Here is a 26940-nt window from a genome sequence, read left to right on the forward strand (position 1 = left end):
TTATCCTTTCTGATCAAATTGCGTCAAGAAGCGCATGTCGTTTTGGTAGAAATCACGAATGTCTTCAACACCGTATTTAATCATGGCAAAACGGTCCGGCCCCAGTCCAAAGGCAAAGCCGCCATATACGTCAGGATCAACGCCTGACATCTTCAAGACGTTTGGATGAACCATCCCGGCACCCAAGACTTCAATCCAGCCATTGCCCTTACAGATTGCACAGCCCTTGCCCAGACAGTTGAAGCAGGTAACGTCGGCTTCAACGCTCGGCTCGGTAAATGGGAAGTAGCTTGGTCGCAAGCGAACCTTCAGCTGATCGCCAAACAGGTTTTGGGCAACTACTTCCAGCGTCCCTTTCAAATCAGCCATCGTCACGTGCTCACCGACAACCAGTCCTTCTACTTGGTGGAACTGATGACTGTGCGTGGCATCATCAGTATCGCGCCGGTAGACCTTGCCTGGCGAGATCATCTTCAGCGGTCCCTTAGAAAAGTCGTGTGTTTCCATCATCCGCGCCTGCATTGGCGAAGTCTGCGTCCGCATCAGAACTGATGGCGTGATGTAGAAAGTATCCTGCATGTCGCGGGCCGGGTGATCCTTGGGCAGGTTCAGCTTTTCAAAGTTGTATTCTTCTTGTTCAACTTCATCGCCGACTGCGACTTCATAACCCATCCCGATGAACAGATCAACCAATTGATCAATGATCTGCTGAATCACGTGTGGCTGGCCTTGTGCAACCGGGGTTCCCGGCAAGGTCACGTCAATTGACTCGCTTTGCAGCTTAGCATTCATCAATGCCTGTTCCAGACTGGACTTTTTGTCTTCTAAAGCCTGCTGCAGCTCATCGCGAACCTCATTGGCAAACTTACCGACTTTTGGCCGTTCTTCAGCGCTCAGATCACGCATGCCGCGTAAAACGTTGGTGATTGGCCCCTTTTTGCCCAGCAGCTTGACCCGGATATCGTTGACGTTCTTTAGGTCATCACTGTTTGCAATTTCATTGAGACCTTGTTGACGCAATTCTTCAAGTTTTTCTCTTAAACCCATCAATTTTCCTCCTTAGCGTGGCCACAAAAAAACTCGTCCTTCGACGAATCGAGGGACGAGTTGTTCGCGGTACCACCCTGGTTTATGACAATGTCATACGCTCAAATGACTTGATAACGGTCGTCAACCGGGATACAAGGTACCGACTCCGGAAGTGAAATTCACTGATGAAAGCAGAAATGACTTGCAGTCGATGATCATTTCTCCCTAGGTGCCGTCGGTTCAGCTACTAATTTCCATCAAAGTCGTTTTAGTTAAATATAAGGCTATTTTAGGCAATCATGGCAACGCGGTCAAGTCCTAATTTTAGTCTTTGCCGCACCACTGATTGCTCCATTCGTGCACGGCCTCCATAACTGGCGCCAGATCACGACCTCGTTCAGTCAGCGAATAATCGACCCGACTCTCGCCAGGATAGGTATTGCGTGAAACAATCCCGTCTTCTTCCAGCTCCTTTAAACGCTCGCAAAGCACCCGATCGCTGCATTTATCAACGTGCGCGGCCAGATCCTTGAAACGCTGTGTATGTTCATGCAGCAAGACTTCAATGATCAGTCCGTTCCATTTTTTGCCCAGCATGGCAAACGTTTCAGTGAACTTTGGACACAGCGTAAAATCATCTTGTTTGACCTTTACTTGATCCATGTAATCTTCCCCTCTTCAAAACTAAATCTTTTTACTGTTTTTGGAAGGAGTCGCATGCCAATCCACAACCTTTTTTTGCTGTTCAAGTTTTTTGCGCAGCGGGCCGAAAAACTCATGCTCAGCTTCGTAGTTGTCAACCATCGAAACGATCAGGCTCTCCATATAGCGTGGCACGGCCATCGTAGCGCCAAACATGTGCTTTAAGATGATATCACGCTCTTTTTTGTTCAGATGCGTAATCTTTTCGGCATTGCGCAAAGCAACCCGTGGATGAATAAAGGCATGCGATCCCAGATTGAATTTGGTAGTTCGCCAGTCATAATAAAACAGATCATGCAAGAGTCCGGCGCGAGCAGTACTCTTGTAGTCCAGATGCATTTTCTTTGCCAGCTTGTAGCTGTCGAAAGAAACGGCAATCGAATGCTGCAGGCGATTGGAATGATGATGCTGCTTATAGTGCGCAAGCCTTTTAACGGCCGGCTGTTCCAGCAGATCTTTGACCAAGGATACATATTCTGGGTCTTGACGCCATTCGTTTTCGGTTTTCATAGTAACTGGCCCCTTCCTTTATTTGTCAATATCATACATGATTTGCCATCAAAAATAAATTAATAAGCTCTTATAAAATGTAAGTATTAATAGTAAGCAACTCAGCAGGATTGACGACAACTGAGGATTTAGTTTTGGGCATTCAGCTGAAACATTAAGATGCCGGCTGAAACTGCGACGTTGAGTGACTCTGCCTGACCACGCATTGGAATATACAGATTATCCGTCGTCTGCTTTAAAAGCTCATCGCTCATTCCTTGACCCTCGTTGCCCATAATCAAGGCAAAATCAGTCCCAGGATGCACATCGCGGAAATTCTTGGCGGCTGGATTAAGCTGCGTGCCATAGACTGGCGACTGCTGCTGTTTAAAATCGGCAATCCACTTGTTTAGATCGCCTTCAAACAGCTGCAGGTGGAACTGGCTGCCCTGCATGGAACGGACGACTTTCGGGCTGTAGAAGTCAGCGGTCCGATCGCCAGCAACTACTCCCGCAAACCCGGCCGCATCAGCAGTTCTGACCATCGTTCCTACGTTACCCGGGTCCTGCACCCGATCCAGCAGCAGCCAGGCCCCCTTTAATGGTAAAGCTGGCTTGCGCTTGAGATTCGGCATGTCAACGATTGCCACGATCCCTTGGGGCGTAATCGTCTCTGTAATATGACGCATGATTTCAGGCGTGACCTGATAGACCGCGTTGACCCGTGATACAATATCACTATGTTCAGCCAGCGCTGCCTTGGTGCCGATCAGCTCATGAATCGTCAGTCCGCTTTGAATGGCTTCTTGAACCAGATGCCAGCCATCCAGCATGTATTGGCCGGTTTGCCGACGGTACTTGCGCGTCTGCAGCTTTTTCCAGTTTTTGACGCGTTGATTGTGAATTGAAGTTAATTCTTCCATAGTCTAATTTTTCACCTCAGTTTATCGTTAACTTAATTATACCATTATCCTAATGATCCTTGATAATCGTCAACCGCTTATGGGAGGGGTTTTTATGCTTAATTATCATATTGTCGTCACTGGCCGCGTCCAAGGCGTTGGTTTCCGCTGGTCTACTCACGAACTGGCTTTACAATACGGTCTGGTCGGCCAAGTCAAAAATAAATGGGACGGCAGCGTGACGATCGATGTTCAAGGTCCGGCCAAAGCAGTCAAGATGTTTGTCAAAGAAGTTCAGGCTGGTCCCAATCCATATGCCAAAGTCACTGGCATGCAGATCGAGCCACGCGCCACTCAAAGCGACTGGCAGGACTTTAAAATGCAGTGATCTTGTTGAAGTTGCTAGATTTTAAGCCCTTTTTAAGGTAAGATACAAAATGTTAAATTTATTGAAGTCAAAGGAATGAGCTATTTAAAATGAAGAAAAAACGTCTCACCGTGGCCACGCTTTTAGGCGCCATGCTGCTGATCTTAAGCGGCTGCGTACGTACCGACAAGCATGGACATCCAATCGGCTGGGTCTACAACTACATGGCCAAACCCATGCAGCACCTGATGACTTGGCTGGCTCAGCACATGGGAAACAACTATGGTTGGGCAATCGTCGTGATCGTTGTGATCGTCCGCTTGATTCTTTTGCCGGTCATGATGAGCCAAATGAAAAAATCAACATTGATGCAGGAAAAAATGGCAATGGTGCAGCCGCAACTGCGTGAGCTGCAGCAGCGGCAAAAAGACGCCAAGACGCCACAGGAACAAGCCGCGGTCAGCCAACAGATGATGCAGCTCTATCGTGACAACAATATCTCGATGACTGGCGGAATCGGCTGCCTGCCATTGCTGATTCAGCTGCCAATCTTTGCTGCCCTGTACGCAGCCATCCGCTACTCGCCAGATCTTTACCATGCTACGTTCATGGGAATGCCTTTAGGGAAGCCAAGCGCAATTTTGGCAATTCTGGCGTTTTTGGCCTACATGGTCCAGGGATGGCTTTCCATGATCGGCGTACCTAAAGAACAGCGCAAGCAGATGGGCGCCGCGATGCTGATGAGCCCCGTTATGATCCTGTTTATTGCCTGGTCTTCTTCTGCCGGATTGGGACTGTATTTTGTGGTCAGCGCCCTGTTTGCTATTCTGCAGACCTGGCTGGTAAATGCCTGGCGACCAAAGCTGCGTGAAAACATCAAACAAGAAATGAAGGATCACCCAGTTAAGATGCCAGACCCGATTCCAGCCCAGCCAGCTGCCACCAAGCCGACGACTGATACGATCGAACAGCTTAAAAAGTCCCCGGTCAAAACCAAGCCGGCTGCCAATAAGAATCGGCGTCGCAATGCCGGCAAGCAGCATCATCATTCATCCAAGTAGTTGATCCTAAAGCATCGCGGTCTGATCATGACCCGGTGCTTTTTATAAATTCAGACCAAAATCATTAGAAAGGAAGCTCGTAATTATGATCAAGCCAATCTGTCGCAACCTGCAGATTCTAGCCCAAAAAGCTCGCCCTGCCACCAAACAAGACATCCCTTTAGCTAAAGACCTTTTAGAGACGCTCGCGGCCAATTCCGCGGATTGCGTTGGGATGGCAGCCAATATGATCGGCGCGCCAGTTGCGATAATTGCCGTATCTTTAGGACCAGTCAGCGTAGCCATGCTGAATCCAAAACTGACGAGCAAAAAAGAGCCTTACCAGACCAAGGAAGGCTGCCTCAGTCTTGATGGTCAGCGCCCAGCAACTCGCTACCAGCAGATCGTCGTTGAATATTTTGACCTTAACTGGCAAAAACAGTCGCTTTCATTAACTGGTTTTGCTGCCGAGGCCGTCCAGCATGAGCTCGATCATTGCAATGGCATTATCATCTAAATCATCAGAGCCGATTTATCTCAAGGATTCTTTTTTGAGACGAATCGGCTTTTTCTTTTTGATCTGATGCAGCTTAACCATTACGCTGACTGGTTTTTATTTTATAATATGAGCAAGGTTTGTCTAATCAGCGATCCTAAAGCAAAGGGATGGTGAAAATTGAAACATCATGAATCGATCATCGGCGAGTTAAACAACTACATCGTCCGCAACGTTACCGCTTCAGTCGGCCTTTCAATCTATATTCTGGTTGATACGCTTTTTATCTCAATGGCTGCCGGAGCAATGGGCTTGACCGTCTTAAATCTGGCGCTGCCCATCTATAGTCTTTTCAGCTGTACCGGCCTGCTTTTAGGCGTGGGCGGTGCTGCCTATTTTTCATTGAACAAGATTGACCATCCGGAACGCGTTAAGACGCTCTACAGTGAACTGGTTATTTTTGCCGTTTTGCTGGGGACCGCAGTCATTATTTTAATCAATCTGTTTACACGGCCGCTGGCAACGATTCTGGGGGCCAATGATCAGACCATGGGCATGGCAATCAAGTATCTGCGGCTGATGTCAATTGACGCGCCGGTTACCATGGCCAACTACATCACCGTTAATTTCGTCCGCAATGACAATCACCCTGGTTTAACCATGCGTGCTGCTCTGATTGAAAGTTTTGTCGTTATCATCTTTGACTGGTTCTTTATTTTTGGCCTGCATCTTCAGATTGAAGGGGCCGCCTTGGCAGCAGTCGTTTCGCCAGCAACCAGTCTGATCGTGCTTTCTTTTCATAAGCGTTTTCCATATCGGCAGCTGGAATGGCATTGGGTCTGGCCAAGGCTTAAAACGCTTAAAACGGCTGCCAAGCTTGGCGTTTCAGCATGCTTAAACGAATTGAGCACCGGCGTTTCAATCTATGTTTTCAACATGGTTTTGCTAAAGCTCAGCGGCAACTACGCCGTGGCAGCTTATGGCGTGATCTCAAATATTGCCATCGTCACCGTTGCAATCGCTAATGGGGTCGCTTTAGGGGTTCAGCCGCTGGCCAGTCGCGAATATGGGACTCGGCATTTTCGCAACGTCCGGCTGGCTTTAAGACATGGTATAAAGATTACAGCGGCAATTGCAGTTTTGGCATTTGTCGCCCTGGTTGCGTTCCGTCATCCGATCATTACCCTGTTCAATCATGATCATTCTCTGCAGCTGACTCGCTATGCCATGGCGGGAATGCCGATCTACTTTACCAGCACTTTATTTTCAGCGATCAATCTGTTGATGATTATTTTCCTGACCGCCATTAACTGCGCTACGCTTTCGTTTTCACTATCACTTTTAAGAGGCTACGTTGTCTTGCTGCCAGCCATCATCCTAATGGGTTGGCTGTTCGGCATTAATGGCGTTTGGGCTGCCGTACCAGTAACGGAGCTTTTGATAACGCTGGTTGGCTTTTTCCTGGTTCATCAGCAGGATCACCGGCTCAAACTGATGGAAGACGCCCAGAGAAAAGCAAATCTGACTAAATCAGCCTAAATATAAAAACCTCGCTTCAGCATTTGAAACGAGGTTTTTATTTTGTTTGCGGTAATTGAATATTACGCTTATTTGTCTTTTTCAATCGGTTTTTCCTTCACGATCGGTAAAGTAATCCGAAACAGCGATCCAGAGCCGACCGTACTTTCAACGGCAATATGACCATGATAGCCTTCTACCAGCCGCTTGGCAATTGCCAGTCCGAGACCGTTGCCGCCTTTTTTGCGGCTGCGAGCCTTATCAACACGATAGAAGCGGTCAAAGACATGCAGCACGTCTTCTTGCGGAATCCCCTCGCCAAAGTCCTGGACGCCGATTTCAACGGAATTCAGGTTGCGCGATAAGGAGAGATGAACTTCCTTGCGATCCTTAGAATATTTCACGGCATTGTCAAACAAGATGATCAGAATCTGTTCAAGATGATCACGATAGATGTGTACTGGAACGTCTTCATGCAGATCGTCATCAAAACGGAAAACGTAGTCAGGGTACAGCATCTTGAAATTGTTAAAGACCTGTTCAACCACGTCTTTAACCTCAGTGACGGCATCGTGAAACTTAACGTCAACTTGTTCGGCACGGGTCAGATCAAGCATTTCTTTGATCAGACTGTTCATCCGTGTCGTTTCTTTTAAGGCAGCGGCAATTGACTCATCCAATACCTGGGGATCATCCTTGCCCCAGCGCTGCAGCATTTCCATGTGTCCTTGAATAATGGCAACCGGCGTTCTGAGCTCGTGTGAAACGTCACTGACAAATTGCGTCTGCTGATCAATATAGCGCTGAGTCTGATCAAGCATTTGATTAAACATGCGCGATAATTCGCCCAGCTCGTCATTTAGTTCAGTAACGTCTTTTGGCACGCGCGCATCGCTGGTTGGATCATCTCGTACCACCGTCAAGGTATCATGAATATCGTTTAATGGACTCAGCCAGTAATAAGACAGGAAATAGCCCAGCAGGCCGCTGGCAATCACGACCAGACAAAGGGCCAGCGCCGAAATCAAAATCAAGCGTTTAAAAACTTGATAGTACTGCTTGAGATCATTTTCGACCTGAACATAGCCAATGATCGTGCCGTCACGCGATAGGATCGGCTGTCGGCCAACCATGATTTGATGATGGCCGCCTTTGATCATTTCAGTTTTAGCTTGTTTGGACGTTTTAAGCGGCAGCGTGGCCTTGGCAGTTTGGAAAATCTTTTTCCCATTACTGTTCATCACGGTAACCGTCACTCGTGAATTGCTTAAGCCCTGAACCAAAGGCTGACGATAAAATTCGGTCGTGCTGCTGAGATTGGTCTCATGCTCAAAAATCGACCGCACCTTGCCCTTGGTCAGAGAACTTTCGCCAGCATTCCCCAGCTGACGCACCACGACGGACATATTATGATTAAGCTCGCTGCGTTCTTGCTGTAGTAGGTTTTGCGTGAAGGCACTGAACAGCGAAATCACCACGATCATTGAAATGATTAAAGATCCGATGGCCGTACCAATGGCCCACTTTACCTTGAGCGAAACGAAGCGAGATGATTTTGATTGCTTTTCGCTCATAAAGACCCTTCTTTATCGACTAGGAACGAATTACGTAGCCAGTACCCCGCACGGTTTGAATGTAGCTCTTTTCGCCAGGGCGGTCGATCTTATTACGCAGATAACGGATATAGACATCCACAACGTTGGTCTCAACCTTGGAGTCATATCCCCAGACCTTGCTGAGCAGTTCCTTACGCGACATGACGACATTGATGTTTTCCATCAGGATTAAAAGCAGTTCATATTCACGCTTGGTAAGGTTGATGATCTCATCGCCACGACGAACGACGCGATTTTCCTTTTCAATCGTCAGGTCCTTATACGTAACCGTTGTCTGATGACTCTTGGCATTACCGCCTTCAATGCTGATTCGACGCAGCAGTGCCCGTACGCGGGCCAGCAGCTCTTCGATGGCAAATGGCTTGACGATATAGTCATCGGCACCATGATCCAGGCCAGAAACCCGGTCAATAACTGAATCGCGCGCTGTCATGATGATAATTGGCGTGTCCTTGACTTCCCGCACGCGACGGGCAACTTCAATCCCGTTCAGTTCTGGCAGCATCAAATCAAGCAGAATTACGTCAAAGTCTTGATTTAAGGCAGCATCCAGTCCGGCGCGGCCATCCAGCTCAACATCGGTTTCGTATCCTTCATGCTTTAATTCTAGTTCTACGAATCGTGCCAGGTTTTCTTCATCTTCAATAATTAAAATCCGACTCATATTAAAACGCTCCTCGTTTAAATTGGTGGGTCTTACTCCCACATAATAACCACACCAATTTTATCACAGAAAATTAATCTACCCTACCTTTGAGATTAATTAAACTGTGTTAAAATTAAAATTTTTTCAATCTTTACATAAAAAAAGACCTTCCCAGGTCCGGCGCCTCGAGAAAGGTCTTTAATCGAATAAAATCGACGTGATTAGTTGTTTTCAACAGCTTGCTTGCCGTTGTAGTAACCACAGCTTGGGCAAACCATGTGTGACTTGCGCAGTTCACCACAGTTTGGACATGGAGCCAAGCCAGGCACAGTCAGCTTGATGTGACCACGACGATTGCGCTTACGCGTCTTGGATGTCTTCCGTGCTGGTACAGCCATGTGTGACACCTCCTTCAAATAATCTATCCACTAGTGGTTTTTAACCGTTCGCTAATTTTGGTTATCCTGATCAGGAAATAAGTTTTTTAGCTTAGCGAAACGTGGATCAACATGTTCCTTATCCGGTGCCTGATTGATATTGTCCTCGGCAATGACTTCCCAGCCCTTGCCATTTGGCATCTGCGAGCTGTTTTTTTCATCTTCGGACAATACCTGCATTGGAATCTGCTCAATGATATTTTCCGCCAAAACATTGTCAAAATCAATCGTATCATGCGGATCAGGCAAGACGAAAACCAAGGCATCGTCTTCATAGCGACCAGCATGCGTCTCATCATTGACATAGGTTTCGGCAAAAGCAAAATCCAATGGCAATTCGACCGGTTTCAGCGAACGGCTGGATGGTACGGTCAGCGTTGTCTTAACGTTGACGCTTAAAGTAGCATCACCCTGATCATAGACCACGTAGCCGTCAACCTCAACAGGCTGACAGTTAAGGACTTGATTAGGGAACCGTTCTGTCAGTGATGCGTTTAGATCAAAAGTACTTTGAATATGCAGCGGCTCATCATGATAGCGATGAAGTTCAGCCAACGTCCATTTCACGGTACTAACCTCCTAATGCAACAAGCGTTATTATACTAGTCCCAAGTTTGCTTGTCAATGTTTATTCCTTGACACCCTTAACAATCACCGGCGCATGCTTTAAATCCTGCTCAACCGGCGTAAAAGTCTGGTAAAGCTTACCTGCGCGATAGTCAAGATTGAGCAGATCGTCACGCAGATTTTGATCAATCTTGGTTAAAAGCGGTAATTCAACCTGCTTCTTAATCGAATGCAGATAGTCTCTGCCGCGTTCGTTAAAGCCCAAAACATGCAGATAGGGCCGTTTAAGATGATCACTCACCTGCGACTCGGTAAGCTGCAGGATCGTATACAGATAGACTCTTAACAGATGCGCATAGGTATAGCGCTTTGTTTTGACTGCCTTCATAAAGCCAGCAAAGCTCAGATTACGCTGAGCTGCGTCTTTCATGCGATATTCCAGCCCTTCTGCCATCTGATAGATCTGGGCCAGCTGCTCGACGGGGGCCTGAATCAACTGATTGCGCAGCATCGGATACATTGCGTCCCAGCTTGGCACCTGCTGAAGCTTTTGCAGCTGCTGGGCCGTCTGGACGGGAACCGCCTGCTTAAAATCGCCATGCTCTAAAACAGCCTGCCGAATCGCACTGGCACTGGCAATCTTTCCCTCAATGCGCTCATCATGGTACTGACTGCCACGCCGCTGAATCGGGTGGAGACGAAGCGGCAGTCGTTCATTGATCTGTGCCTTATAATAGCCAAATGACAGGATATCGTTAGGGTCAGTCAATGACAAACCGGTCTGATCTTTCAGCTGTTTATTGAACTGCGTGGCAAAAGTCGCGTTGTACTGACTAAAGCCGCTAGCCGTAAAGTTTTGCTCCGCGGCTACCAGCTGTTTAAAATCCCATTTTGGATGTTCAGCGCCAAAGACCACGTCATCAACTCCTAAGGCTGCTAACAGTTCCAAGGCTCCGGCCGCAAAACGATGGGCTGGCTGTACGGCCATAAAGATCGGCAGTTCAACGACCAGGTCGACGCCGTTGGTCAGTGCCGCCTGTGCGCGCTGCCATTTATCAAGCAGCGTTGGTTCGCCGCGCTGCGTAAAATTGCCACTCATTACGGCAACGACAACCTCAGCATGGGTTAGCTCCCGCGCTTGGCTGAGGTGATAGCGATGACCGTTATGAAAAGGATTATACTCGGTTACCAACCCCACGGCATGCATTAATCCACCTGCTTTCGACAAATAAAGAACCAGCGCGTTGTTTTTTCATCAATCGCTTGACTGCCAAAATCAGCTTTAACCTCAACCTGATTAAAGCCAGCCTTTAAAAGCGCCTCTCGCCAGTCCTTTAACTCATAGGCTCGCTCAAAATGCGTTTCATGCAGCCGCTGGTAGTGATCATCGGGCAGGCGGTTAAAAAAGGTTAATTCATGGATCACGCCATGCTCAACGTCATCATCGGCATAGCTGCGCCATAAAAAGGCCCGCTGCTCATCAAGATCTTCATAGTTGTACATATAGCCAGGGTAGATTTCATCGGTCTGATACGGCGTAATGACGTTAAACAGCAGCCAGCCATCATCTTTTAAATGCGCCGCCATCTGTTTGAGCGTTGCCTGGACATCGTTAAAATCATCCAGATAGCAAAGCGAGTCGGCAAAACAGGTAATCGCATCATACTGTTCCAAGCCGTTCAGATCGCGCATATCGCCTTGTACCAGCGTCATTGGCACCTGCGCTTCTTGGGCATGCTTAAAGGCCAGACTCAGCATCTCTTCTGAAAAGTCAAAGTCCACGACCTGATAGCCGTCTTGTGCCAATAAAACGCCCAGTCGTCCCGCGCCCCCAGCAACGTCCAAAATCGTTCGCGCGCTTTTTGGCAGCCGGCTCTCGACAAATTCACGCCATTGCTGATACATATCGCTTTCAAACAATTCATCGTACAGCTGGGCAAACGTTCCGTAGATCATGACTATTCTTTAACCCATTCGCCCAAGTCAACCAGCGGCGCGTCGGACCAAAGCTTTTCCAGATTATAGTAATGACGCGTTTCTTCACGAAAGACGTGTACAACCACATCGCCAAGATCAATCAAGACCCACTGTGCCTCCTGCTTGCCTTCGACGCTCTTAATATCGACGCCGTTTTCATGCGCGGCTTCGATAATCGCGTTGGCAATGGCTTGGACCTGACGATTGGATCCCCCGGTCATAATAACGAAATAATCAGCCATTGGCGTAATCGCATCGACTTTTAAGGCCGTAATGTCTTCGGCACGCCGACCATCAGCTGCCTGTACGGCCATTTTTAATAATTCTTTGCTGTCCATTAATCAATTTCCTTTCCATATTGCGGCACCCATGCATTAAAGGTTGCCAGAGTCTGTGGATGAATCGGGGCGTTGTTTTTGATCAGGTAAAGCAGCGTATGCTTGGTCTGATAGGCAACGCCAGCTCCCAAATCCTGCCTGGTAAGCTTGCGTGCTTTTTTAACGGCCGGAAAGTCACGACCTGGTTCAATATAATCTGCCATATAGATGATCTGTGCCAGCTTGGTCATATAGGCTGCCCCCGTTGTATGGAAGCGAATGGCGTTCAAAATATCTTCATCATGCACGCCCAGTTCGTCTTTAACCATCTCAGCACCGACAAAACCATGCCAGATCGCGTTGCCATAGTTTAATAGATCGGGATCCAGCTTCTTGGCTTTGATTACCTTGATAAAGTCCTCATCAGCACGCTGCTTGGCATAATCATGACACAGTCCGGCAATGCTGGCCGCTTCTACATCAACGCCATATTGTTTTGCCAATTCAATTGCGGTTTTCTCAACACGCAGCACATGCTCAAAACGCTTATCACGCAAGGCGGCCCGCAGATGCTCAATCAGCTCTTGGCGCGTCATTGGAATCAAATGCTCTTGATAAATCAATTCATCATTCATGATATAGCTGATGCTCCTTAATATATTCGGCAACCTTATCGGGAACCATATAGCGGATCGAACGGCCCTGCTTGATCCGATCGCGAATATCGGTTGAGCTGAAGTCGACGCCTGGTACATCAACCCAGATCACCGGATACTGCGAGTCATTTTGCGCTCCAGGACGCCGTACACCGACAAAGTTTACCAATTTAACCAACTTATCGATCTCGTGCCATTTTGGCAGATAGTCCACCATATCGCCACCAATAATGAAGTAATAATCGGTATCGGGGTGCTTTTCTTTCAGATATTTCATCGTATCGTAGGTATAGCTGATGCCGCCTCGCTCAATTTCAGCCATTTCAATACCAAACAAAGGATTATCCTCAATTGCCAGCTGCAGCATATTGACGCGGTCTTCAGCATCAATGGCCTCTTTATGATCAACATGCGGTGGAATCATATCAGGCATGAAAAGCACCTTGTTCAATAGGAGCGTTTTGCCAACTTGATCCGCTGCCAGTAAATGAGCATTATGCACAGGATTAAAGGTACCGCCATAAATGCCGATTCGCTTGCGATGCTGAAAGCTGGTACGCTGAACTTGCGGCTTAGGGATCGCGATCGTTGCTTTAGCCTGCTGCAAGAATCACACCTCGTTTCTAGATGCGTTCAACACGCTGTGAGAGTTCCCGCAGCTTGGGATTGCTTGATACCTTAAACAAAACCAGCACCCGGCCGATCTCTTGGACGACCTGGATATCACTGTTTTGTTCGATGAACTCTTTGACATCGCCAGTCGTTTCATCGGCATTCTGCAAAATGCTGACCTTGATCAGCTCACGCTTGTCCAAAGCACCATCCAATTGCGCGAGCCAAGCCTGGGTTAGACCATTCTTACCGACTGCAAACAATGGCTGGAGATGGTTAGCCTGTGCACGCAAAAAACGCTTCTGCTTTCCGCGAAGATTCATAGATTATTTTCCTTTCTGTAATTAAATCAGATCATTGCGCGACGTACCAAGACATCGACTCCTTTAGGCGCCCAGCCGGCTACCGTCGTGCCAGCCGGTACCGTGATCCAGCCCAAGCCCTCAAAGACTAGATCGCTTTTTTCCTTAATGGCAAACTCATGCCGTTCAAGCGGCGGAAAGTCTGCCATTTCATCACTGGTTGGCGGCGTCAGTAAATCGCCACAGTGTTTTGCATAAAATTCATCCGCATTGACCAGTTTGGTTCGGTGCAGCGGCAGACTGTTTTCAAAATAGGCCACGATGCCGGCATGCGGTCCCTTGACGTAATCAAAACGAGCCACGCCGCCTAAAAAGATGGTCTGTGAATCATTAAGCTGGAAGGTCCTTGGCTTGATTTCCTTTTGTGGGGCCACGATTTTCAGGTCCTTAGCCGATAAGACATGCGCCATCTGTTCTTGATGAATGATCCCTGGCGTGTCAACCAGCTTATGACCATCATCCAGCGGAATCTCAATCTTATCCAGCGTCGTGCCAGGAAAACGCGAAGTCGTGATCAGGTCTTGAACTCCTGTCTGCTGCTTGATGATGGCATTGATCAAGGTCGACTTGCCGACGTTGGTTACCCCAACTACATAGACGTCACGATCGGCACGATGCTTTTCAATCTCAGCCAGCAGCTGATCAATCTGATGGTTCTTTTTGGCCGAGACAAGCAGCGTATCGATTGGCCGCAAACCAGCCAGATTAGCCTGTTGCCGCAGCCAGTCCGTCAATTTGCGCCGGCGCAGCGAACGAGGCAGTACGTCTTCTTTATTTCCAACCAGCAGGACTGGATTGTCATTACCCACAAAGCGGTGCAGTCCCGGAATCAGACTGCCATTAAAGTCAAAGATGTCCACGACATAAACGATTAGGGCGTGTGCATCACGAATATGATTTAACAGACGCAAAAAATCATCATCAGTCAAAGAGACTGGCGCGATCTCGTTGTAATGACGCAGTCTAAAGCAGCGCTGACAGTAAAGCTCACCTGTTTCCAGTCCTTTTTTCAGTGCTGAATTGGGCGTATATCCCAAGCCATCCGGATCCGTTGTCTGAATTATCGCGCCACAGCCAATGCAGCGCAATTCTTCATCATGCATTTCTGTCATCTATTTAAGTTCCTCCTGCCAGTCCATATCTGGATACTGTTTTTGCAAATCCTGCATAACGAATTTTTCCATAAAACGATTTGGCCGCGTCACCCACTTATCGGTTTCAATCAGCGGCTTAACCAAGATACTGCGAATATGAGCATGATTGGCAGCAGCCACGTCGGTCAGCAGCTGATCACCAACCATTACGACCTCAGACGTTGCCAGGCCCAGCTTCTTACGTGCCCTTGTAATGCCAAAGCTAAGCGGCTTAAGCGACCGCGCAACGTATGGCAGATCCAGCTTTTGAACCGCCTTGCCGATTCGCGCCCGACTGTTATTAGAGACAACGATCAATGGAATTCCTGCCTGATGCAGTTCCTCCATCCAGGCCCGCAGTTCAGGCGTCCCGTTTGGATTGTTCCAGGCAATCAACGTATTGTCCAAATCACTGAAGACGGCTCGGATACCTTGACGCTTGAGAGCCGCTGGTGAGATCTCATAAGCGCGTTCAACCATCCAAGTCGGTTTAAACATTTCGAGCATTTTCCACCTCGTAAAAAATTTCTAATTTTAATTATACCGACTAACCGGTAAGGGTTCAATTAACGTGCCATCCAAAGGCAGCGGTAAAAAAATAAGGTCAGAACATTAACTGCTCCAACCTTATCAATGTATTAAACGCAAATTAGTTGAGGGCCTTCTTAGCTTCGTCAACTACGGCCTTAAAGGCTTCAGCGTCGTTAACAGCCAAGTCAGCCAGCATCTTACGGTTCATGTCGATGTTAGCCAGCTTCAAACCATGCATCAGCTTGCTGTAGCTGATACCGTTTTGACGGGCACCCGCGTTAATCCGGGCAATCCACAATTCACGGAAGTTGCGCTTGTTAGCCTTGCGGTCACGGAATGCGTACAGACCGCTCTTCATAACTTGGTCCTTAGCAGTCTTGAACAGACGGTGCTTGGAACCAGTGTAACCCTTAGCCAACTTCATGATGCGCTTACGACGTGCGCGCGTAACAGTTCCACCCTTAACTCGCATAGTGGTATCCTCCTAGATTGTTTAAAAATTATTTAATCGTAAAATGCCCTGATTACTTGGCAGGAAGCATCTTCTTGTAACGTTTTACGTTGGACTTGTCCATCATGGAAAGGCCACGCAGTTGACGACGTTGCTTCTTCGTCTTACCGTGGAAACGGTGGCTGGTGAAAGCTTGGGCACTCTTGAAGCCACCCTTGGCAGTACGCTTGAAACGCTTAGCAGCAGCGCGATTAGTCTTCATCTTTGGCATAACTATTTCCTACCTTCTTAATAATTATTTTTTTGCCTTATCAGCAGCAGGGGCCAGCGTTAAGAACATGCTGCGCCCTTCCATCTTTGGCCGTTGCACAACCGTTGCGATGTCCTTAGTTTCTTCGGCCATCTTTTCAATCATGTCACGTCCGATATCCTTATGGGTAATTGCCCGACCACGGAAACGAATTGAAACTCGCACCTTGTCGCCCTTTTCGATAAACGTCCGTACACGCTTCAGCTTAACGTTGAAGTCGTTGGTATCGATCGAAGGACTCAGGCGGATTTCCTTAACCGTGACCGTCTTTTGATTCTTGCGGGCTTCCCGTTCTTTCTTTTGCATCTCAAAACGGTACTTCCCGTAGTCCATAATCCGTGCGACTGCAGGACGGGCCTTGGGCGCAACCAGCACCAGATCAAGACCGGCCTCCTCAGCCAGCTGCAAAGCTTCACGTTTGGACTTGATGCCCAGTTGTTCACCATTTTGGTCGATCAGACGAACTTCCCGTGCACGAATACCGTCATTGACAATCATTCCTTGAGCTATGGCAACACACCTCCAATTTTACTAGCAGAAAGATCAAGCAAAAAAAGCGGAATGCATACTGCACCCCGCTAAACTCCATTGACAAAGGAATGTCAACGGTCATTTAAACTCGTCAGCCCGGCAACTCTGGTCACCAAGGCGAGAAGCGGGTGCTTCTGCTTTTTCTTTCAACAGATACTAATATACTAAACCACTTTAACAATGTCAAGCAGCAATTTAATTCCCAGCCCGCATGTTTTCGCCTTCAATATAATACTCACGCGACAAGAAACGAATCCGCTGCATGATCCGCTTGGCTTTCAAAGGCTCACGCGCGCCTTGCGCATCAATGGCCAAATGCTGGTCTTCCAGCTGCTGCATGGTGAAGTTGGAACTAAAAAACGTTGGCAGCTCTTCTTGCATTCGGTATTCCAAAATTACGCCCAAGACATCGTCACGAACCCATGCCGACATTGAATCGGCACCAATATCGTCCAGCATCAAAATCGGTGCTTTTTTGATGGCATCCCGCCGTTCATCAACCGTACCATCCTTGATTGCGCCTTTCATCTCAACGGCAAAGCTTGGAAAATGTACCATAGTTGAGATAATACCGCGTTCAGCCAAAGCATTGGCAGTAGCGCCTAATAGGTAGGTCTTGCCAACCCCAAAGTTCCCAGAGAGATACATTCCGGGTTGAAACTGGCCTAGTTGATAACTCCCTACAAAGCTCATCGCTGCCTGCAGAGCATTGACGCGATCGTCATTATCACGAATTACATGTTTAAAATCGGCCTGACGAATAAATTTAGGCATCCGCACGGTCGTTACGCGCTGTCTTAACTCGGCAGCCTGCTGTTGTGCCTTAAGCTGGGCAGTCGGCACATAAACCACGTCGATTCGGCCAGCACTGACGACCAGCTGAGGAGTATAGCCTGGGGCAATGCTGGTCTGATGATTTTGGAGCAGCATCTTTTCGTGGTAGAACTCATAAAGTTTTGACCCGCCCCGCTTGATCTGCTCATCAGTCAGTTCAGCGCGGTGCTGACGCAAAAAGCTCTGCACCTCAGGATCTTGGTAGGCCTTTTTAATCAGTTCCTGATACTGAGGTGAGCCGCTTTGCCCGCCGATAATTGAGTTAATGGTTTCTATGATAGGACGCATTGGCAATCCCTCCAATCATTGTTTTTTATCTGAACTGTTTTTTTGCTGATCAAGTTCAGCCAGCATTTGGTCAATCTTAGCAAGTTTTTCAGCAGATGGCTTTTTATTTTTAACTTTTTCTGGATGTTTTGCCCATTCCGGCAGTTCTTCGTTGATATTGTTGCGGCCAGTTGAGTAATAGCGGCGCTTGGACTTTGATGAAACCTGCCTATCATTGTCCTTTTTATGATTCTTGATTTCACGAATGGCGTCAGCTGCCGTCTTTACTCCCGCCTTGATCCAGGCATTGGCGATCCCATCTGCCAGGCTGGCCTTTAAGGTAGTATTTTCTTTTTGGACGATTATATGATAGATCAGTATGTTGACAACCTCGCCAGGCAGCTGTCCCTGCTCAACCAGACGCGTCAGGGTGTTGCGCTCATTTGGCGAGACATAGCCAGAGCCGCTTGACTGCTTGATTCCAGCCAGGTAGTCATAAGGTGCGTACTGGCGTGCCATTTGAATCAAGCTGCGCTCAACCTCGCCCAAGTCGGTTAGATCTTCAGCAGCAGCCGGAATTGTCGGGGCTGGATCGTCTGACCTGCGCAACGTGCCGGCATAATGGGCTGCAATGCCGCGCTTCAGAGCCTGGGGCTGCAGAATACCGCTTCTAAAATCCGTTGCATCGTAGACCAAGCCGGCCATGCTGCTCTCATCAATACTATACAGGACGCTTTCTGAGATGATCAGTTTTCGCTGCTCTTTAACGCTTTGCAGATCAATGCCGCGATTTCTCAGCTGATCAAGCAGAAAGTTAAAGTCAAAGCTGTTAGACGGTAGTTTTTGGATTGCCTGGCTTTTAGGAACCGCCGTCGCTCTGGCATTATTTAAAATTGGCCGTTCAGCATCCCAGGCCGCACGATCCGGTCGAAAAACCTCAAAGTAGTCATGGGTCAGATTATGCATACGGCTGGTATCGAACTGATAGCGTCTTGAGCGGGCGACCAGTTCGTCAAACCGCTGCTCGCCAATCTGTTGGAGCAGCCGAACGCTTAAAAGGTCATCATTAATAAATTCTTCAGGCGTCATTGTGGGCTGCAGAACATAGACATAGACGCCGCCGATCTCATCTTGCTGATAAAAGGTCTGCAGCATTTCAACGCCCTCTAAACTATTACGGGCCTCAGCAAATTGAGCAACTCCCAGATTCAAGCGATCCAGCATGATGCTGTGAGCCTGGCGCTTGGCCAGCATTGGTTCGGGGACCAGCTGACTTTGCAAAGCATAAAAAAGCCCCAGCGCGGTGGGACTTAGCAATGGTTGGTAAAAATCAATAAAAGTCGCTTGGTCAAACCGTACAAAGTCTGACGCAGTGGCCACGATAAAGCCGGTTTGCGGCGTCAAGCGCCCTTGCACTTCAGCCATAACGACTCCTCCTTAATCAGTCTTGATGCTTTTGATGATTCTGGTTGATCATGGCCTCCAGCTCATTCATAAATGCGTCGACGTCTTTAAACTGCCGATAGACGCTGGCAAAGCGAATGTAGGAGATCTCATCAACGTCTTTGAGCGCATTCATAACGTATTCGCCGATCACTTGACTGGAAACCTCATTTTCTCCACGTGAGCGGACGCGTCTTTCAACATCATTGGCGATGCTGGTAAGTTTTTCCATGCTGACGGGACGCTTTTCAGCCGAGCGGACCAACCCGTTTAAGACTTTTTGGCGATTGAATTCCTGCCGCGTGCCATCTTTTTTGATTACCAACAGCGGCGTTTCCTCATAGCGCTCAAAAGTAGTAAAGCGAAAGCCACAGGTTGCACATTCGCGGCGGCGACGAATACAGGTACCATCTTCACTGGGACGACTGTCAACCACGCGTGATCCGTTATGATGGCAGTGTGGACATTGCATACCGAATTCCTCCTGTCAATAGGTTATGCATTTATCTTATCACACTTGCGATCATTTTTGCTGACTTACTCGTTCAACCAGTTTTGCCACTTGAAGTCGCGTTTGTGCAAGTGAACCGTTATTGTCGATCGTCACATCGGCACGCCGCATTTTTTCTTCCAAAGGCATCTGAGCATTGATTCTTTTCAAAGCAGCGGCTTTACTGCAATGATCTCGTTTCATCAACCGCTCAAGCTGCGTTTTGCGATCAACGACTGCCAAAACGGTCAGATCACATTCCTGATCCATCCCGGTTTCAAACAGCAATGGCACATCTAAAACCACCACGGGCAGCCCTTGTTTTTTAAAGCCAGCCAGCTGTTTATCAATCGCAGCCATAATCAAGGGATGCTCGATTTGATCCAGATCGCTGAGGTTTTGGGGATCATCAAAGACCATGCTGCCCAGCGCTGCACGATCAAGCGTGCCATCAGGCTGAAGCACCTGGCTGCCAAAACGGCTTACGATCTGCGCTAGGCCAAGACTGCCAGGCATGACGACTTGACGAGCTACCTGATCGGCATCGATTACCGGCCAACCGACTTCTTTAAAGATATTGCTGATGGTTGACTTGCCGCTTGCAATCCCGCCCGTCAGACCGATTACCTTAGTCATTTCTGATCACCTGCCCAAGCCTGACAACGCGGACAAAAAGTCGTGCCGCGCTGCGCTACCTTGATCTTAACCAGTTTATGACCGCACCGTTCGCATTTCTCGCCGCCGCGGCCATAAACTTCCAGTTGATTTTGAAAGGCGCCGGCTTCGCCAAAGGCATTCATAAACGTATGCACGGTCGTTCCCTTGTATTTAGTCGCTTTGGCAATTTCTTTGATGATGTTGTCATGCAGAATCTGAATCTGCTCGTCAGTCAGCGTATTAGCCGGCTGTTCAGGATTGATGCGGCTCTGCCAAAGAACTTCGTCGCAATAAATATTACCCAGCCCGGCAACGTGATCTTGATTTAGTAAAAACGGCTTAATTTTGCTGCGGCTCTTTTTCAAGATTCGTTTAAAATAGTCAACCTTAAAGTCTTTGGTGGTTGGTTCCGGTCCCATAGTCTTTAAGCCGCCGACCTGCATCTCCTCACCGGTTTTAACCAAGCGCATGCGGCCAAACTTGCGCGTGTCACGATAGCAAAGCTCCGTACCATCCGTAAAATGGAAAACTACATGCGTATGCTTGTCGATTGGACCATCATTGAGCTGGCGATAATAGCTGCCTTCCATCCGCAAATGCGAAACCATGGTCAGATTATTGGTAAAGCGAAACAGCAAATACTTGCCCCGCCGATCAATCCGTTCAATCGTCTGACCAATCAAGGCTTGCCGAAACTTCTCGATGTCGTTTTCAATCGTTTTCCCATAGTAAACGTCAATTCCTTGAATCTTACGGCCCGCGGCAATATTCATCAACCCTCGGCGTACGGTCTCTACTTCTGGCATCTCTGGCATTTGATCGTCCTCGTTTCTTTTAGAATCATTATCGATTATAGTTGATTTTCAGTTTTCAACCAATTTTTTGCTCAAAATGCATTTCAAAGCAAAAGCCGCGGCTAGCCTTGACTGCCACGGCCTAAAGCTTTATTTATTTTTTCAGATCGTACCAGGTGTCGCCATACTTGCTTTCAACCTTTAGCGGTACGTCCAGCTTGAAGGCTGAATCCATGACCTGCGGCACCAGTTTTTCCAAAGTCGGAATCTCTGCAGCCGGCGCCTCAAAGACCAGTTCGTCATGAATCTGTAAAAGCATCCGTGCTTTAAGATTATGAGCCCGCAGCATCTTGTCCATATTGATCATGGCAATCTTGATGATGTCGGCCGCGCTGCCTTGAATTGGCGTGTTCATCGCGGTTCGTTCGGCAAATGAGCGCTTGGCAAAATTCTTGGAATGGATATCATCCAAATAGCGCCGCCGATGCGTCAGCGTTTCGACATAGCCTTTTTCGTGAGCCGATTTGACGATTTCCGTGACGTATTTCTTGACGCCAGGAAATTCCTCAAAGTAGCTTTCGATAAATTCATGGGCCTGCTTGCGCGTAACGTGAATACTTTGTGAGAGGCCATAGTCGCTGATGCCGTAAACGATCCCGAAATTGACCGCTTTGGCATGACGACGCATATCAGGCGTAACCGCTTCGCCCGGCAGCAGATGGAAAATACGTCGTGCCGTACTTTCGTGAATATCCTTGCCATCAATAAAATCCTGCTGCAGGTTCTTGTCGCCGGTAATATGAGCCAAGACCCGCAGCTCAATCTGTGAGTAGTCAGAAGAGAAAATCTTCCAGCCAGGCTCGCTTGGCACGAACGCCCGCCGAATCTGACGACCTTCTTCCAAGCGCACCGGAATATTCTGCAGGTTCGGATCAACTGAAGACAGGCGGCCGGTTGCCGTCAGCGTCTGCAGATAGCGGGTATGGATCTTTTGGTCGCTGCTGTGAATAACTTTCAGCAGTCCTTCGATATAAGTCGACTGCAGCTTGGCGATCTGCCGATACTCTAAGATATGACCAATAATCGGCGAATAACCCTGCAGCTTTTCTAAAACCGCAACAGCCGTGGAATACCCAGTACGCGTCTTTTTAATAACCGGCAGTTTCATCTTGTCAAACAAAATCTCGCCCAGCTGTTTGGTGGAGTTAATGTTAAACTCCGTACCCGCTTCTTGATAGATAACCTGCTCGATTTCGGCTAAGCGCTCCTTTAACTTGCTGCCCATCTCTTTAAGCGTCTGTGCGTTGACCTTGATACCAGCAATCTCCATTTTAGCCAAGACATAGGTTAAAGGCAGCTCGATGTCTTCATAAAGCGGCATCTGCTCATGTTCCTTAAGCTGGTCATAGACTGGGGCGCGCAGCTCGTGAATGGCCCGGGCTTTTTGCGCTAAATGAGTAAAGAAGACCTGATCGTCAGTTGGAATTGCTCGTTTGACGCCCTTGCCATAAACCTCTTCATCGCTTTTGACGTCATAATAGTCATGGGCATGGGCCAGCTCGCCAAGATCATTGCTGTTATCGCTCGGATCAACCAGATAAGAAGCCAGCAGCAGATCAAACGCCACATAGTTCAGCTCGATTCCCAATCGGTGAAGGCCGACGATCTGTGCTTTGGCATTAAAAACGTCTTTCGTATATTGATCGCTGGTTAAAATCTTTTTGACTGGCGCGGTCTGCAGCAGAGTTTCGTCACGACTGACGAGCCATTTTTGACCATCCCCGATTACAAAGCCGGCAAACGTTGAAAGATGATAATTTTCATTCGGCATTTCCAGCTGGAAGGTTACGTGATGATCTAAATCTGCTAAAAGATCCAGATTGTCAGCCGTCAGTTCAGTATATGCGATTTCTTTTGCATCCGTGGCTTCTTCAGTACTTGGCGCAACGTTCATCTTGCTTAGAAACGACTTAAAGTTCATTTCTTGATAAAACTTGATCAGTTCTTCAGTCTGCACGCCTTGATACTTCAAATCATCCAGACCTATCGTCAGTGGAGCGTCACGGCGTATCGTGGCCAGATCCTTACATTCACGGGCAATTTTTTCTTCATTGACCAGATTTTCTTTCCGCTTTGACTTGCGCATCTGATCGATATTTTCGTAAAGCCCATCCAGCGAGCCATATTCTTGAATCAGCTTCTGCGCGGTTTTTTCGCCGATGCCCGTGACCCCTGGATAATTGTCGGAACTGTCACCCATCAGCGCCTTCATATCGATAAACTGAGTTGGCGTCACGCCGAATTTTTCTTGAAAATGAGCCGGCGTGTACATTTCGGTCTGCGTCACGCCTTTAATCGTTACGGCAACCGTTGTCTTATCGGTTACCAGCTGTGTCAGATCCCGGTCGCCAGTTACGATCAGGGTCTCATCACCAGCCTGATCGCCGAGTCTGGCCAGGGTACCGATAATGTCGTCGGCTTCATAGTTGGCTAATTGATAGGTCTTGATCCCACAGGCATGCATCATCTCGTGCAGATACGGCAGCTGTTCAGTCAGCTCAGTTGGCGTTTTGGCCCGACCACCCTTGTAGTCAGCATACATTTCCGTACGAAAGGTCTGCTTGCCAGCATCAAACGCTACCAGGGCCTTATCCGGCTGATAGTTGGTCAGCACGTGATCCAGCATCAGTTTAAAGCCATAGATTGCCGCAGTATGAAGACCGTTTTGGTTGGTAAATTTGTCGATTTGATTATGCATTGCAAAAAAAGCCCGAAACGCAATGCTATTGCCATCAATCAACAACAGTTTTTCTGCCATTTAAACTACCTCGTCCTTTGTTTTCTTTCTTGATTGTAACAGACTTTCACCACCCCTGACATTTTTTAGAAGCCAAATCTATCCTAATAAAAACTAAAGCTCCGCACCATTTAAGGATGCAGAGCCAATCTAAATTTTATTTAATTAGTTAGTCGCGACGATCGCTGCCCATGCCGAAAATCTGCAGCAGCTGGATGAACAGGTTGATAAAGTCCAGATACAGCTGCAAGGCCCCCATAATTGCCAGACCGGTAACGGAAACCTGATCTTGGTAGTTAAGGTAGATGTTTTTCATCTTTTGCGCATCGTAAGCCGTCAAAATTACGAAGATGATTACGGCAATGTAGGAAAAGATGTAGGTAATGGCCGGACTGTTTAAGAACATGTTGATCAAAGAGGCCAGAATCAAAGCAATCAAGGCCGCCGTAGCATGAGCCCCAAAGCGATCCAGCGAGCGTTTGGTAACCGTCCCATACAGTGCCATTACTACAAAGATCGTTGCCGACGAAACAAAGGCTGCCGTAATATCAGTGCCAGTATAGAAACCAGCCAGCAGGGCAAACTCGACTCCATACATAATCGACAGGACCATCAGCATGATAAAGCTGCCAGTTGGATTGCGCGTGGCACTAGCACTGATTCCCATTGACAGGGCAATTGGCAGCAGCAACAGCAGCCACATCATCCCCGTGTGCTGAGAAAAGTAGCCAAACACGGCGGTTCTAAAAGTCGTCATTACCAAAAACGAACTGATGGCCGAAACAAAAACTGACAGGCCGACAAAGCCGTACATCTTGGTCAAAAAGCCATTTAAGCCGGCTGCATTGACGACGCGTCTTCTTTGCTCGGGCTCTGGTGTAGAGTTGAACATAAACTCCCCTTCTTTCAATTGAGTTAAGCAGTCAAACTAATTTGACCAATATTGTCTTTTATATAAAAAATGGTAGCAAATGCCACCATTTTCGACAAGTGATTTAATCATTTGCTAACAAACTCTTATACTTGTCCTCGTATTTTTCAATGTCGCCGGCTCCCATGAAGACAACAACGGCATCATGGTACGCTAAAAGCTTGTCCATGGAGTCCATGTCAATGCCCTCGCTTTGTGGAATCAAGTCTTCCAGGTCCTGGCTGGAGACATGACCGGCATTTTCACGAATCGAGCCAAAGATTGGCGTGACAAACGTCTTGTCAGCGGCGCTCAAAGACTGACCAAATTCTTTAAGGTAGGCCTGCAGGCGACTGTAGGTATGCGGCTGGAAAACGGCCAGTACCTGCTTATCAGGATATTTTTGCCGTGCTGCATCAATCGTCGCCTTGATTTCGCTTGGATGATGAGCATAGTCATCAATCAGCGTCATATCGCCAACCCGACTTTCGGCAAACCGCCGCTTAACGCCGGAAAAGCTGGCCAGCCCGTTAGCAATGTCAGTCAGGTCAACTTTTTCCATGTAGGCAACCGCAATTACGGCCAGACTGTTCAAGACGCTGTGCTCACCATAAAGATGAATTTCAAACTCGCCCAGCTTCTCATCTTTAAACCAGGCTTCAAAAGTGGATCCTTGCGGCGTCCGTTGAATATTAACCGCACGGAAGTCATCTTTTTCACTGGTGCCGTAGTAATAGATCGGTACATCCAACTGCAGCTTGCGCAGATTTTCATCATCACCCCAGGCAAAGACGGCTTTTTTGACCTGTTTGCCATACGTTTCAAACGAATCGCGCACGTCATCAATATCCTTAAAGAAATCGGGATGATCAAAGTCAATATTGGTCATGATGGCATAGTCTGGATGATAGGCCAAGAAGTGATCCCGGTATTCGTCAGCTTCAAAGACAAAGAACCGCGAGTCAGGCGTGCCAACTCCTTCACCGTCTCCGATCAGATAGGTCGTTGGCGCAACTGAGCTTAACACATGGGAAAGCAGCGCCGTCGTACTGGTCTTGCCATGGGCTCCGGCAACGCCAATGCTGGTATACTGCTCAACTAATTCTTCAACCGTGGCGGGATAGCTTTGAACCTTGTCGCCCAGTTCCTTGGCCCGCACGATTTCAGGCTGGTCATCGCTAAAGGCGTTTCCTTGCACGATCGTCATCCCTGGCTTGATGTTGGCTGGATCAAAATCGTGAATCTGAATGCCGGCTTGTTCCAATGGTGCCTGCGTAAAGGTTTCTTTTTCAATATCTGAGCCTTCAACATGGCAGCCGCGATCATGCAGCACGCGTGCCAAAGCAGCCATCCCGGTTCCCTTGATGCCTACAAAATAATAATTCTTTTCCATAATGCCGTTTTTCCTTTCCTTGCCACCAACTAGGCAAACAGCTGATTGCCGCGCGCAAAGTCAAAAGCATCGCCAGCTTGACCAAAATCATCAGGCAGAATCAAACAGCCAGGCTTTTGCGGAGCATTTTTCAAGTTCAGTTCACGAGCTGCACAGATCATCCCATTACTTGGCACGCCAACCAATGCACCTGGCCAGATAATCTGACCGCTTGGCATCATGGCGCCAACCTTGGCAACAACGACCTTAACGTGTTCGGCAATGTTAGGCGAGCCGCAGACAATCTGGGCCTTCTGATCGCCCAAGTCAACTTGCGTAATGTGCAGATGATCCGATTTTGGATGCTTGGTCATGGATTCAACATAGCCGATAACAAACTTTGGCGTTTCATCAGCCGTTAATTTTTCATCAAAACCAGCTGCTTGAATCTTTTCATTCAGCTTTTCGACCTGATCCTCGCTCAAAAAGACCTGACCGTTTTGCTCCTTGAGTTCTGGCAATACCTCACTGGCTTTCAGAAAATTGTAGCCCAGCAGACTGCCATCCTGAGCACTGACGATCTGAACTACGCCTTGATTTTGCTTGACGTTTTGATCAGCGGCCTGACCAGTTACGACTACCAAAACATCACCCATCTCATTTGGGTTATAGCTTGAAATTAACATC

Annotated in this window: 32 protein-coding genes and 1 other annotated feature; of the genes, 4 read left to right on the top strand and 28 right to left on the bottom strand. The window is 48.0% G+C overall.

The features are described from left to right. From pheS to H0G69_RS07080, 4 genes are all read right to left on the bottom strand, one after another. Entirely contained in the window at window positions 1-1047 is a 1047-nt protein-coding gene (pheS, locus tag H0G69_RS07065) for a phenylalanine--tRNA ligase subunit alpha (RefSeq protein WP_006499986.1), read from the bottom strand. A 306-nt stretch (window positions 1048-1353) separates the two neighbouring features. Further along, window positions 1354-1692 carry a winged helix-turn-helix transcriptional regulator gene (locus tag H0G69_RS07070; protein WP_006499987.1) on the bottom strand — a complete coding sequence of 113 codons (339 nt, stop codon included), beginning with the start codon at window positions 1690-1692 and terminating at the stop codon, window positions 1354-1356. Between the two features lie 21 nt (window positions 1693-1713). Continuing rightward, entirely contained in the window at window positions 1714-2241 is a 528-nt protein-coding gene (locus tag H0G69_RS07075) for an HD domain-containing protein (protein WP_006499988.1), read from the bottom strand. Window positions 2242-2369: 128 nt separating this feature from the next. After that, window positions 2370-3143, bottom strand: a complete 774-nt coding sequence (locus H0G69_RS07080) for a TrmH family RNA methyltransferase (protein ID WP_048345322.1) — start codon at window positions 3141-3143, stop codon at window positions 2370-2372. A 94-nt stretch (window positions 3144-3237) separates the two neighbouring features. On the opposite strand from H0G69_RS07080, the gene H0G69_RS07085 reads away from it, so the two are divergent. The 4 genes from H0G69_RS07085 (at window position 3238) to H0G69_RS07100 (ending at window position 6564) form a co-directional block, all read left to right on the top strand. Beyond that, window positions 3238-3510 carry an acylphosphatase gene (locus H0G69_RS07085; RefSeq protein WP_180304537.1) on the top strand — a complete coding sequence of 91 codons (273 nt, stop codon included), beginning with the start codon at window positions 3238-3240 and terminating at the stop codon, window positions 3508-3510. 89 nt (window positions 3511-3599) lie between these two features. After that, window positions 3600-4550, top strand: coding sequence for a membrane protein insertase YidC (gene yidC, locus H0G69_RS07090; RefSeq protein WP_180304538.1), 951 nt, complete (start codon window positions 3600-3602; stop codon window positions 4548-4550). Window positions 4551-4635: 85 nt separating this feature from the next. Further along, window positions 4636-5046, top strand: a complete 411-nt coding sequence (locus H0G69_RS07095; protein WP_180304539.1) for a peptide deformylase — start codon at window positions 4636-4638, stop codon at window positions 5044-5046. Between the two features lie 159 nt (window positions 5047-5205). Continuing rightward, on the top strand, window positions 5206-6564 hold the full coding sequence (locus H0G69_RS07100; protein ID WP_180304540.1) for an MATE family efflux transporter: 1359 nt from the start codon (window positions 5206-5208) through the stop codon (window positions 6562-6564). A 68-nt stretch (window positions 6565-6632) separates the two neighbouring features. Here H0G69_RS07100 and H0G69_RS07105 read toward each other — a convergent pair whose 3' ends face one another. The 24 genes from H0G69_RS07105 to ytpR form a co-directional block, all read right to left on the bottom strand. Next, on the bottom strand, window positions 6633-8117 hold the full coding sequence (locus H0G69_RS07105; RefSeq protein ID WP_180304541.1) for a HAMP domain-containing sensor histidine kinase: 1485 nt from the start codon (window positions 8115-8117) through the stop codon (window positions 6633-6635). A gap of 19 nt (window positions 8118-8136) precedes the next feature. Next, on the bottom strand, window positions 8137-8823 hold the full coding sequence (locus H0G69_RS07110; RefSeq protein ID WP_006499995.1) for a response regulator transcription factor: 687 nt from the start codon (window positions 8821-8823) through the stop codon (window positions 8137-8139). Window positions 8824-9026: 203 nt separating this feature from the next. After that, entirely contained in the window at window positions 9027-9203 is a 177-nt protein-coding gene (gene rpmF / locus H0G69_RS07115; protein ID WP_006500051.1) for a 50S ribosomal protein L32, read from the bottom strand. Between the two features lie 51 nt (window positions 9204-9254). Next, window positions 9255-9809 (bottom strand): YceD family protein, encoded by a 555-nt coding sequence (locus H0G69_RS07120; protein WP_180304542.1) that lies wholly within the window; start codon window positions 9807-9809, stop codon window positions 9255-9257. 61 nt (window positions 9810-9870) lie between these two features. After that, the gene (locus H0G69_RS07125) at window positions 9871-11016 is read right to left on the bottom strand and encodes a nucleotidyltransferase (protein ID WP_180304543.1); all 1146 of its coding nucleotides are present in this window, start codon (window positions 11014-11016) and stop codon (window positions 9871-9873) included. Then, window positions 11016-11765, bottom strand: coding sequence for a class I SAM-dependent methyltransferase (locus tag H0G69_RS07130; RefSeq protein WP_180304544.1), 750 nt, complete (start codon window positions 11763-11765; stop codon window positions 11016-11018). Before H0G69_RS07130 ends, H0G69_RS07125 begins: the two co-directional genes overlap by 1 nt. A gap of 2 nt (window positions 11766-11767) precedes the next feature. Next, entirely contained in the window at window positions 11768-12124 is a 357-nt protein-coding gene (gene rsfS / locus H0G69_RS07135; protein ID WP_006500055.1) for a ribosome silencing factor, read from the bottom strand. Then, a complete protein-coding gene (yqeK, locus tag H0G69_RS07140) occupies window positions 12124-12738 on the bottom strand; it encodes a bis(5'-nucleosyl)-tetraphosphatase (symmetrical) YqeK (RefSeq protein WP_180304545.1) in 615 nt (204 codons plus the stop codon). Before yqeK ends, rsfS begins: the two co-directional genes overlap by 1 nt. Further along, complete coding sequence (locus H0G69_RS07145) at window positions 12731-13345, bottom strand: nicotinate-nucleotide adenylyltransferase (protein ID WP_045025495.1); 615 nt, start codon at window positions 13343-13345, stop codon at window positions 12731-12733. The genes yqeK and H0G69_RS07145 overlap by 8 nt, the downstream gene beginning before the upstream one ends. A 37-nt stretch (window positions 13346-13382) precedes the next feature. Further along, a complete protein-coding gene (gene yhbY, locus H0G69_RS07150; RefSeq protein WP_006500058.1) occupies window positions 13383-13694 on the bottom strand; it encodes a ribosome assembly RNA-binding protein YhbY in 312 nt (103 codons plus the stop codon). Between the two features lie 26 nt (window positions 13695-13720). Then, entirely contained in the window at window positions 13721-14845 is a 1125-nt protein-coding gene (yqeH, locus tag H0G69_RS07155) for a ribosome biogenesis GTPase YqeH (RefSeq protein ID WP_039945837.1), read from the bottom strand. Further along, complete coding sequence (locus H0G69_RS07160) at window positions 14846-15373, bottom strand: YqeG family HAD IIIA-type phosphatase (protein WP_033935300.1); 528 nt, start codon at window positions 15371-15373, stop codon at window positions 14846-14848. It abuts the gene before it with no gap. Between the two features lie 142 nt (window positions 15374-15515). Next, on the bottom strand, window positions 15516-15869 hold the full coding sequence (gene rplT, locus H0G69_RS07165; protein WP_006500061.1) for a 50S ribosomal protein L20: 354 nt from the start codon (window positions 15867-15869) through the stop codon (window positions 15516-15518). A gap of 52 nt (window positions 15870-15921) precedes the next feature. Beyond that, on the bottom strand, window positions 15922-16119 hold the full coding sequence (gene rpmI, locus H0G69_RS07170) for a 50S ribosomal protein L35 (RefSeq protein ID WP_033935301.1): 198 nt from the start codon (window positions 16117-16119) through the stop codon (window positions 15922-15924). Between the two features lie 24 nt (window positions 16120-16143). Then, window positions 16144-16656 (bottom strand): translation initiation factor IF-3, encoded by a 513-nt coding sequence (infC, locus tag H0G69_RS07175; protein WP_006500063.1) that lies wholly within the window; start codon window positions 16654-16656, stop codon window positions 16144-16146. 44 nt (window positions 16657-16700) lie between these two features. Further along, window positions 16701-16835 (bottom strand) — a sequence feature (ribosomal protein L20 leader region). A gap of 49 nt (window positions 16836-16884) precedes the next feature. Continuing rightward, entirely contained in the window at window positions 16885-17811 is a 927-nt protein-coding gene (gene dnaI / locus H0G69_RS07180) for a primosomal protein DnaI (protein ID WP_180304546.1), read from the bottom strand. 15 nt (window positions 17812-17826) lie between these two features. Then, the gene (locus H0G69_RS07185) at window positions 17827-19215 is read right to left on the bottom strand and encodes a DnaD domain protein (protein ID WP_180304547.1); all 1389 of its coding nucleotides are present in this window, start codon (window positions 19213-19215) and stop codon (window positions 17827-17829) included. Between the two features lie 16 nt (window positions 19216-19231). After that, window positions 19232-19705: a transcriptional regulator NrdR gene (gene nrdR / locus H0G69_RS07190; protein WP_033935305.1), complete on the bottom strand. Its 474-nt coding sequence runs from the start codon at window positions 19703-19705 to the stop codon at window positions 19232-19234. 51 nt (window positions 19706-19756) lie between these two features. Further along, window positions 19757-20359, bottom strand: a complete 603-nt coding sequence (coaE, locus tag H0G69_RS07195) for a dephospho-CoA kinase (RefSeq protein ID WP_180304548.1) — start codon at window positions 20357-20359, stop codon at window positions 19757-19759. Beyond that, window positions 20356-21195 (bottom strand): DNA-formamidopyrimidine glycosylase, encoded by an 840-nt coding sequence (mutM, locus tag H0G69_RS07200; protein WP_039945839.1) that lies wholly within the window; start codon window positions 21193-21195, stop codon window positions 20356-20358. The genes coaE and mutM overlap by 4 nt, the downstream gene beginning before the upstream one ends. 133 nt (window positions 21196-21328) lie before the next feature. After that, complete coding sequence (gene polA, locus H0G69_RS07205; protein WP_180304549.1) at window positions 21329-23992, bottom strand: DNA polymerase I; 2664 nt, start codon at window positions 23990-23992, stop codon at window positions 21329-21331. 148 nt (window positions 23993-24140) lie between these two features. Then, window positions 24141-24863 carry a Bax inhibitor-1/YccA family protein gene (locus H0G69_RS07210; protein ID WP_180304550.1) on the bottom strand — a complete coding sequence of 241 codons (723 nt, stop codon included), beginning with the start codon at window positions 24861-24863 and terminating at the stop codon, window positions 24141-24143. A 103-nt stretch (window positions 24864-24966) separates the two neighbouring features. After that, a complete protein-coding gene (murC, locus tag H0G69_RS07215; protein ID WP_275691272.1) occupies window positions 24967-26277 on the bottom strand; it encodes a UDP-N-acetylmuramate--L-alanine ligase in 1311 nt (436 codons plus the stop codon). Window positions 26278-26303: 26 nt separating this feature from the next. Beyond that, window positions 26304-26939 carry a YtpR family tRNA-binding protein gene (gene ytpR / locus H0G69_RS07220; protein ID WP_180304552.1) on the bottom strand — a complete coding sequence of 212 codons (636 nt, stop codon included), beginning with the start codon at window positions 26937-26939 and terminating at the stop codon, window positions 26304-26306. Between the last annotated feature and the right edge of the window lies 1 nt (window position 26940).

The organism is Limosilactobacillus mucosae (genome assembly GCF_013423865.1).
Classification (GTDB): domain Bacteria; phylum Bacillota; class Bacilli; order Lactobacillales; family Lactobacillaceae; genus Limosilactobacillus; species Limosilactobacillus mucosae.

Coding starts and splice junctions, on each gene's coding strand:
- pheS (WP_006499986.1), bottom strand. CDS start 1,047: ATGGGTTTAAGAGAAAAACTTGAAGAATTGCGTCAACAAGGTCTCAAT.
- H0G69_RS07070 (WP_006499987.1), bottom strand. CDS start 1,692: ATGGATCAAGTAAAGGTCAAACAAGATGATTTTACGCTGTGTCCAAAG.
- H0G69_RS07075 (WP_006499988.1), bottom strand. CDS start 2,241: ATGAAAACCGAAAACGAATGGCGTCAAGACCCAGAATATGTATCCTTG.
- H0G69_RS07080 (WP_048345322.1), bottom strand. CDS start 3,143: ATGGAAGAATTAACTTCAATTCACAATCAACGCGTCAAAAACTGGAAA.
- H0G69_RS07085 (WP_180304537.1), top strand. CDS start 3,238: ATGCTTAATTATCATATTGTCGTCACTGGCCGCGTCCAAGGCGTTGGT.
- yidC (WP_180304538.1), top strand. CDS start 3,600: ATGAAGAAAAAACGTCTCACCGTGGCCACGCTTTTAGGCGCCATGCTG.
- H0G69_RS07095 (WP_180304539.1), top strand. CDS start 4,636: ATGATCAAGCCAATCTGTCGCAACCTGCAGATTCTAGCCCAAAAAGCT.
- H0G69_RS07105 (WP_180304541.1), bottom strand. CDS start 8,117: ATGAGCGAAAAGCAATCAAAATCATCTCGCTTCGTTTCGCTCAAGGTA.
- H0G69_RS07110 (WP_006499995.1), bottom strand. CDS start 8,823: ATGAGTCGGATTTTAATTATTGAAGATGAAGAAAACCTGGCACGATTC.
- rpmF (WP_006500051.1), bottom strand. CDS start 9,203: ATGGCTGTACCAGCACGGAAGACATCCAAGACGCGTAAGCGCAATCGT.
- H0G69_RS07125 (WP_180304543.1), bottom strand. CDS start 11,016: ATGCATGCCGTGGGGTTGGTAACCGAGTATAATCCTTTTCATAACGGT.
- H0G69_RS07130 (WP_180304544.1), bottom strand. CDS start 11,765: ATGATCTACGGAACGTTTGCCCAGCTGTACGATGAATTGTTTGAAAGC.
- rsfS (WP_006500055.1), bottom strand. CDS start 12,124: ATGGACAGCAAAGAATTATTAAAAATGGCCGTACAGGCAGCTGATGGT.
- yqeK (WP_180304545.1), bottom strand. CDS start 12,738: ATGAATGATGAATTGATTTATCAAGAGCATTTGATTCCAATGACGCGC.
- yhbY (WP_006500058.1), bottom strand. CDS start 13,694: ATGAATCTTCGCGGAAAGCAGAAGCGTTTTTTGCGTGCACAGGCTAAC.
- yqeH (WP_039945837.1), bottom strand. CDS start 14,845: ATGACAGAAATGCATGATGAAGAATTGCGCTGCATTGGCTGTGGCGCG.
- H0G69_RS07160 (WP_033935300.1), bottom strand. CDS start 15,373: ATGCTCGAAATGTTTAAACCGACTTGGATGGTTGAACGCGCTTATGAG.
- rplT (WP_006500061.1), bottom strand. CDS start 15,869: ATGCGAGTTAAGGGTGGAACTGTTACGCGCGCACGTCGTAAGCGCATC.
- rpmI (WP_033935301.1), bottom strand. CDS start 16,119: ATGCCAAAGATGAAGACTAATCGCGCTGCTGCTAAGCGTTTCAAGCGT.
- infC (WP_006500063.1), bottom strand. CDS start 16,656: ATGATTGTCAATGACGGTATTCGTGCACGGGAAGTTCGTCTGATCGAC.
- dnaI (WP_180304546.1), bottom strand. CDS start 17,811: ATGCGTCCTATCATAGAAACCATTAACTCAATTATCGGCGGGCAAAGC.
- H0G69_RS07185 (WP_180304547.1), bottom strand. CDS start 19,215: ATGGCTGAAGTGCAAGGGCGCTTGACGCCGCAAACCGGCTTTATCGTG.
- nrdR (WP_033935305.1), bottom strand. CDS start 19,705: ATGCAATGTCCACACTGCCATCATAACGGATCACGCGTGGTTGACAGT.
- coaE (WP_180304548.1), bottom strand. CDS start 20,359: ATGACTAAGGTAATCGGTCTGACGGGCGGGATTGCAAGCGGCAAGTCA.
- mutM (WP_039945839.1), bottom strand. CDS start 21,195: ATGCCAGAGATGCCAGAAGTAGAGACCGTACGCCGAGGGTTGATGAAT.
- polA (WP_180304549.1), bottom strand. CDS start 23,992: ATGGCAGAAAAACTGTTGTTGATTGATGGCAATAGCATTGCGTTTCGG.
- H0G69_RS07210 (WP_180304550.1), bottom strand. CDS start 24,863: ATGTTCAACTCTACACCAGAGCCCGAGCAAAGAAGACGCGTCGTCAAT.
- ytpR (WP_180304552.1), bottom strand. CDS start 26,939: ATGTTAATTTCAAGCTATAACCCAAATGAGATGGGTGATGTTTTGGTA.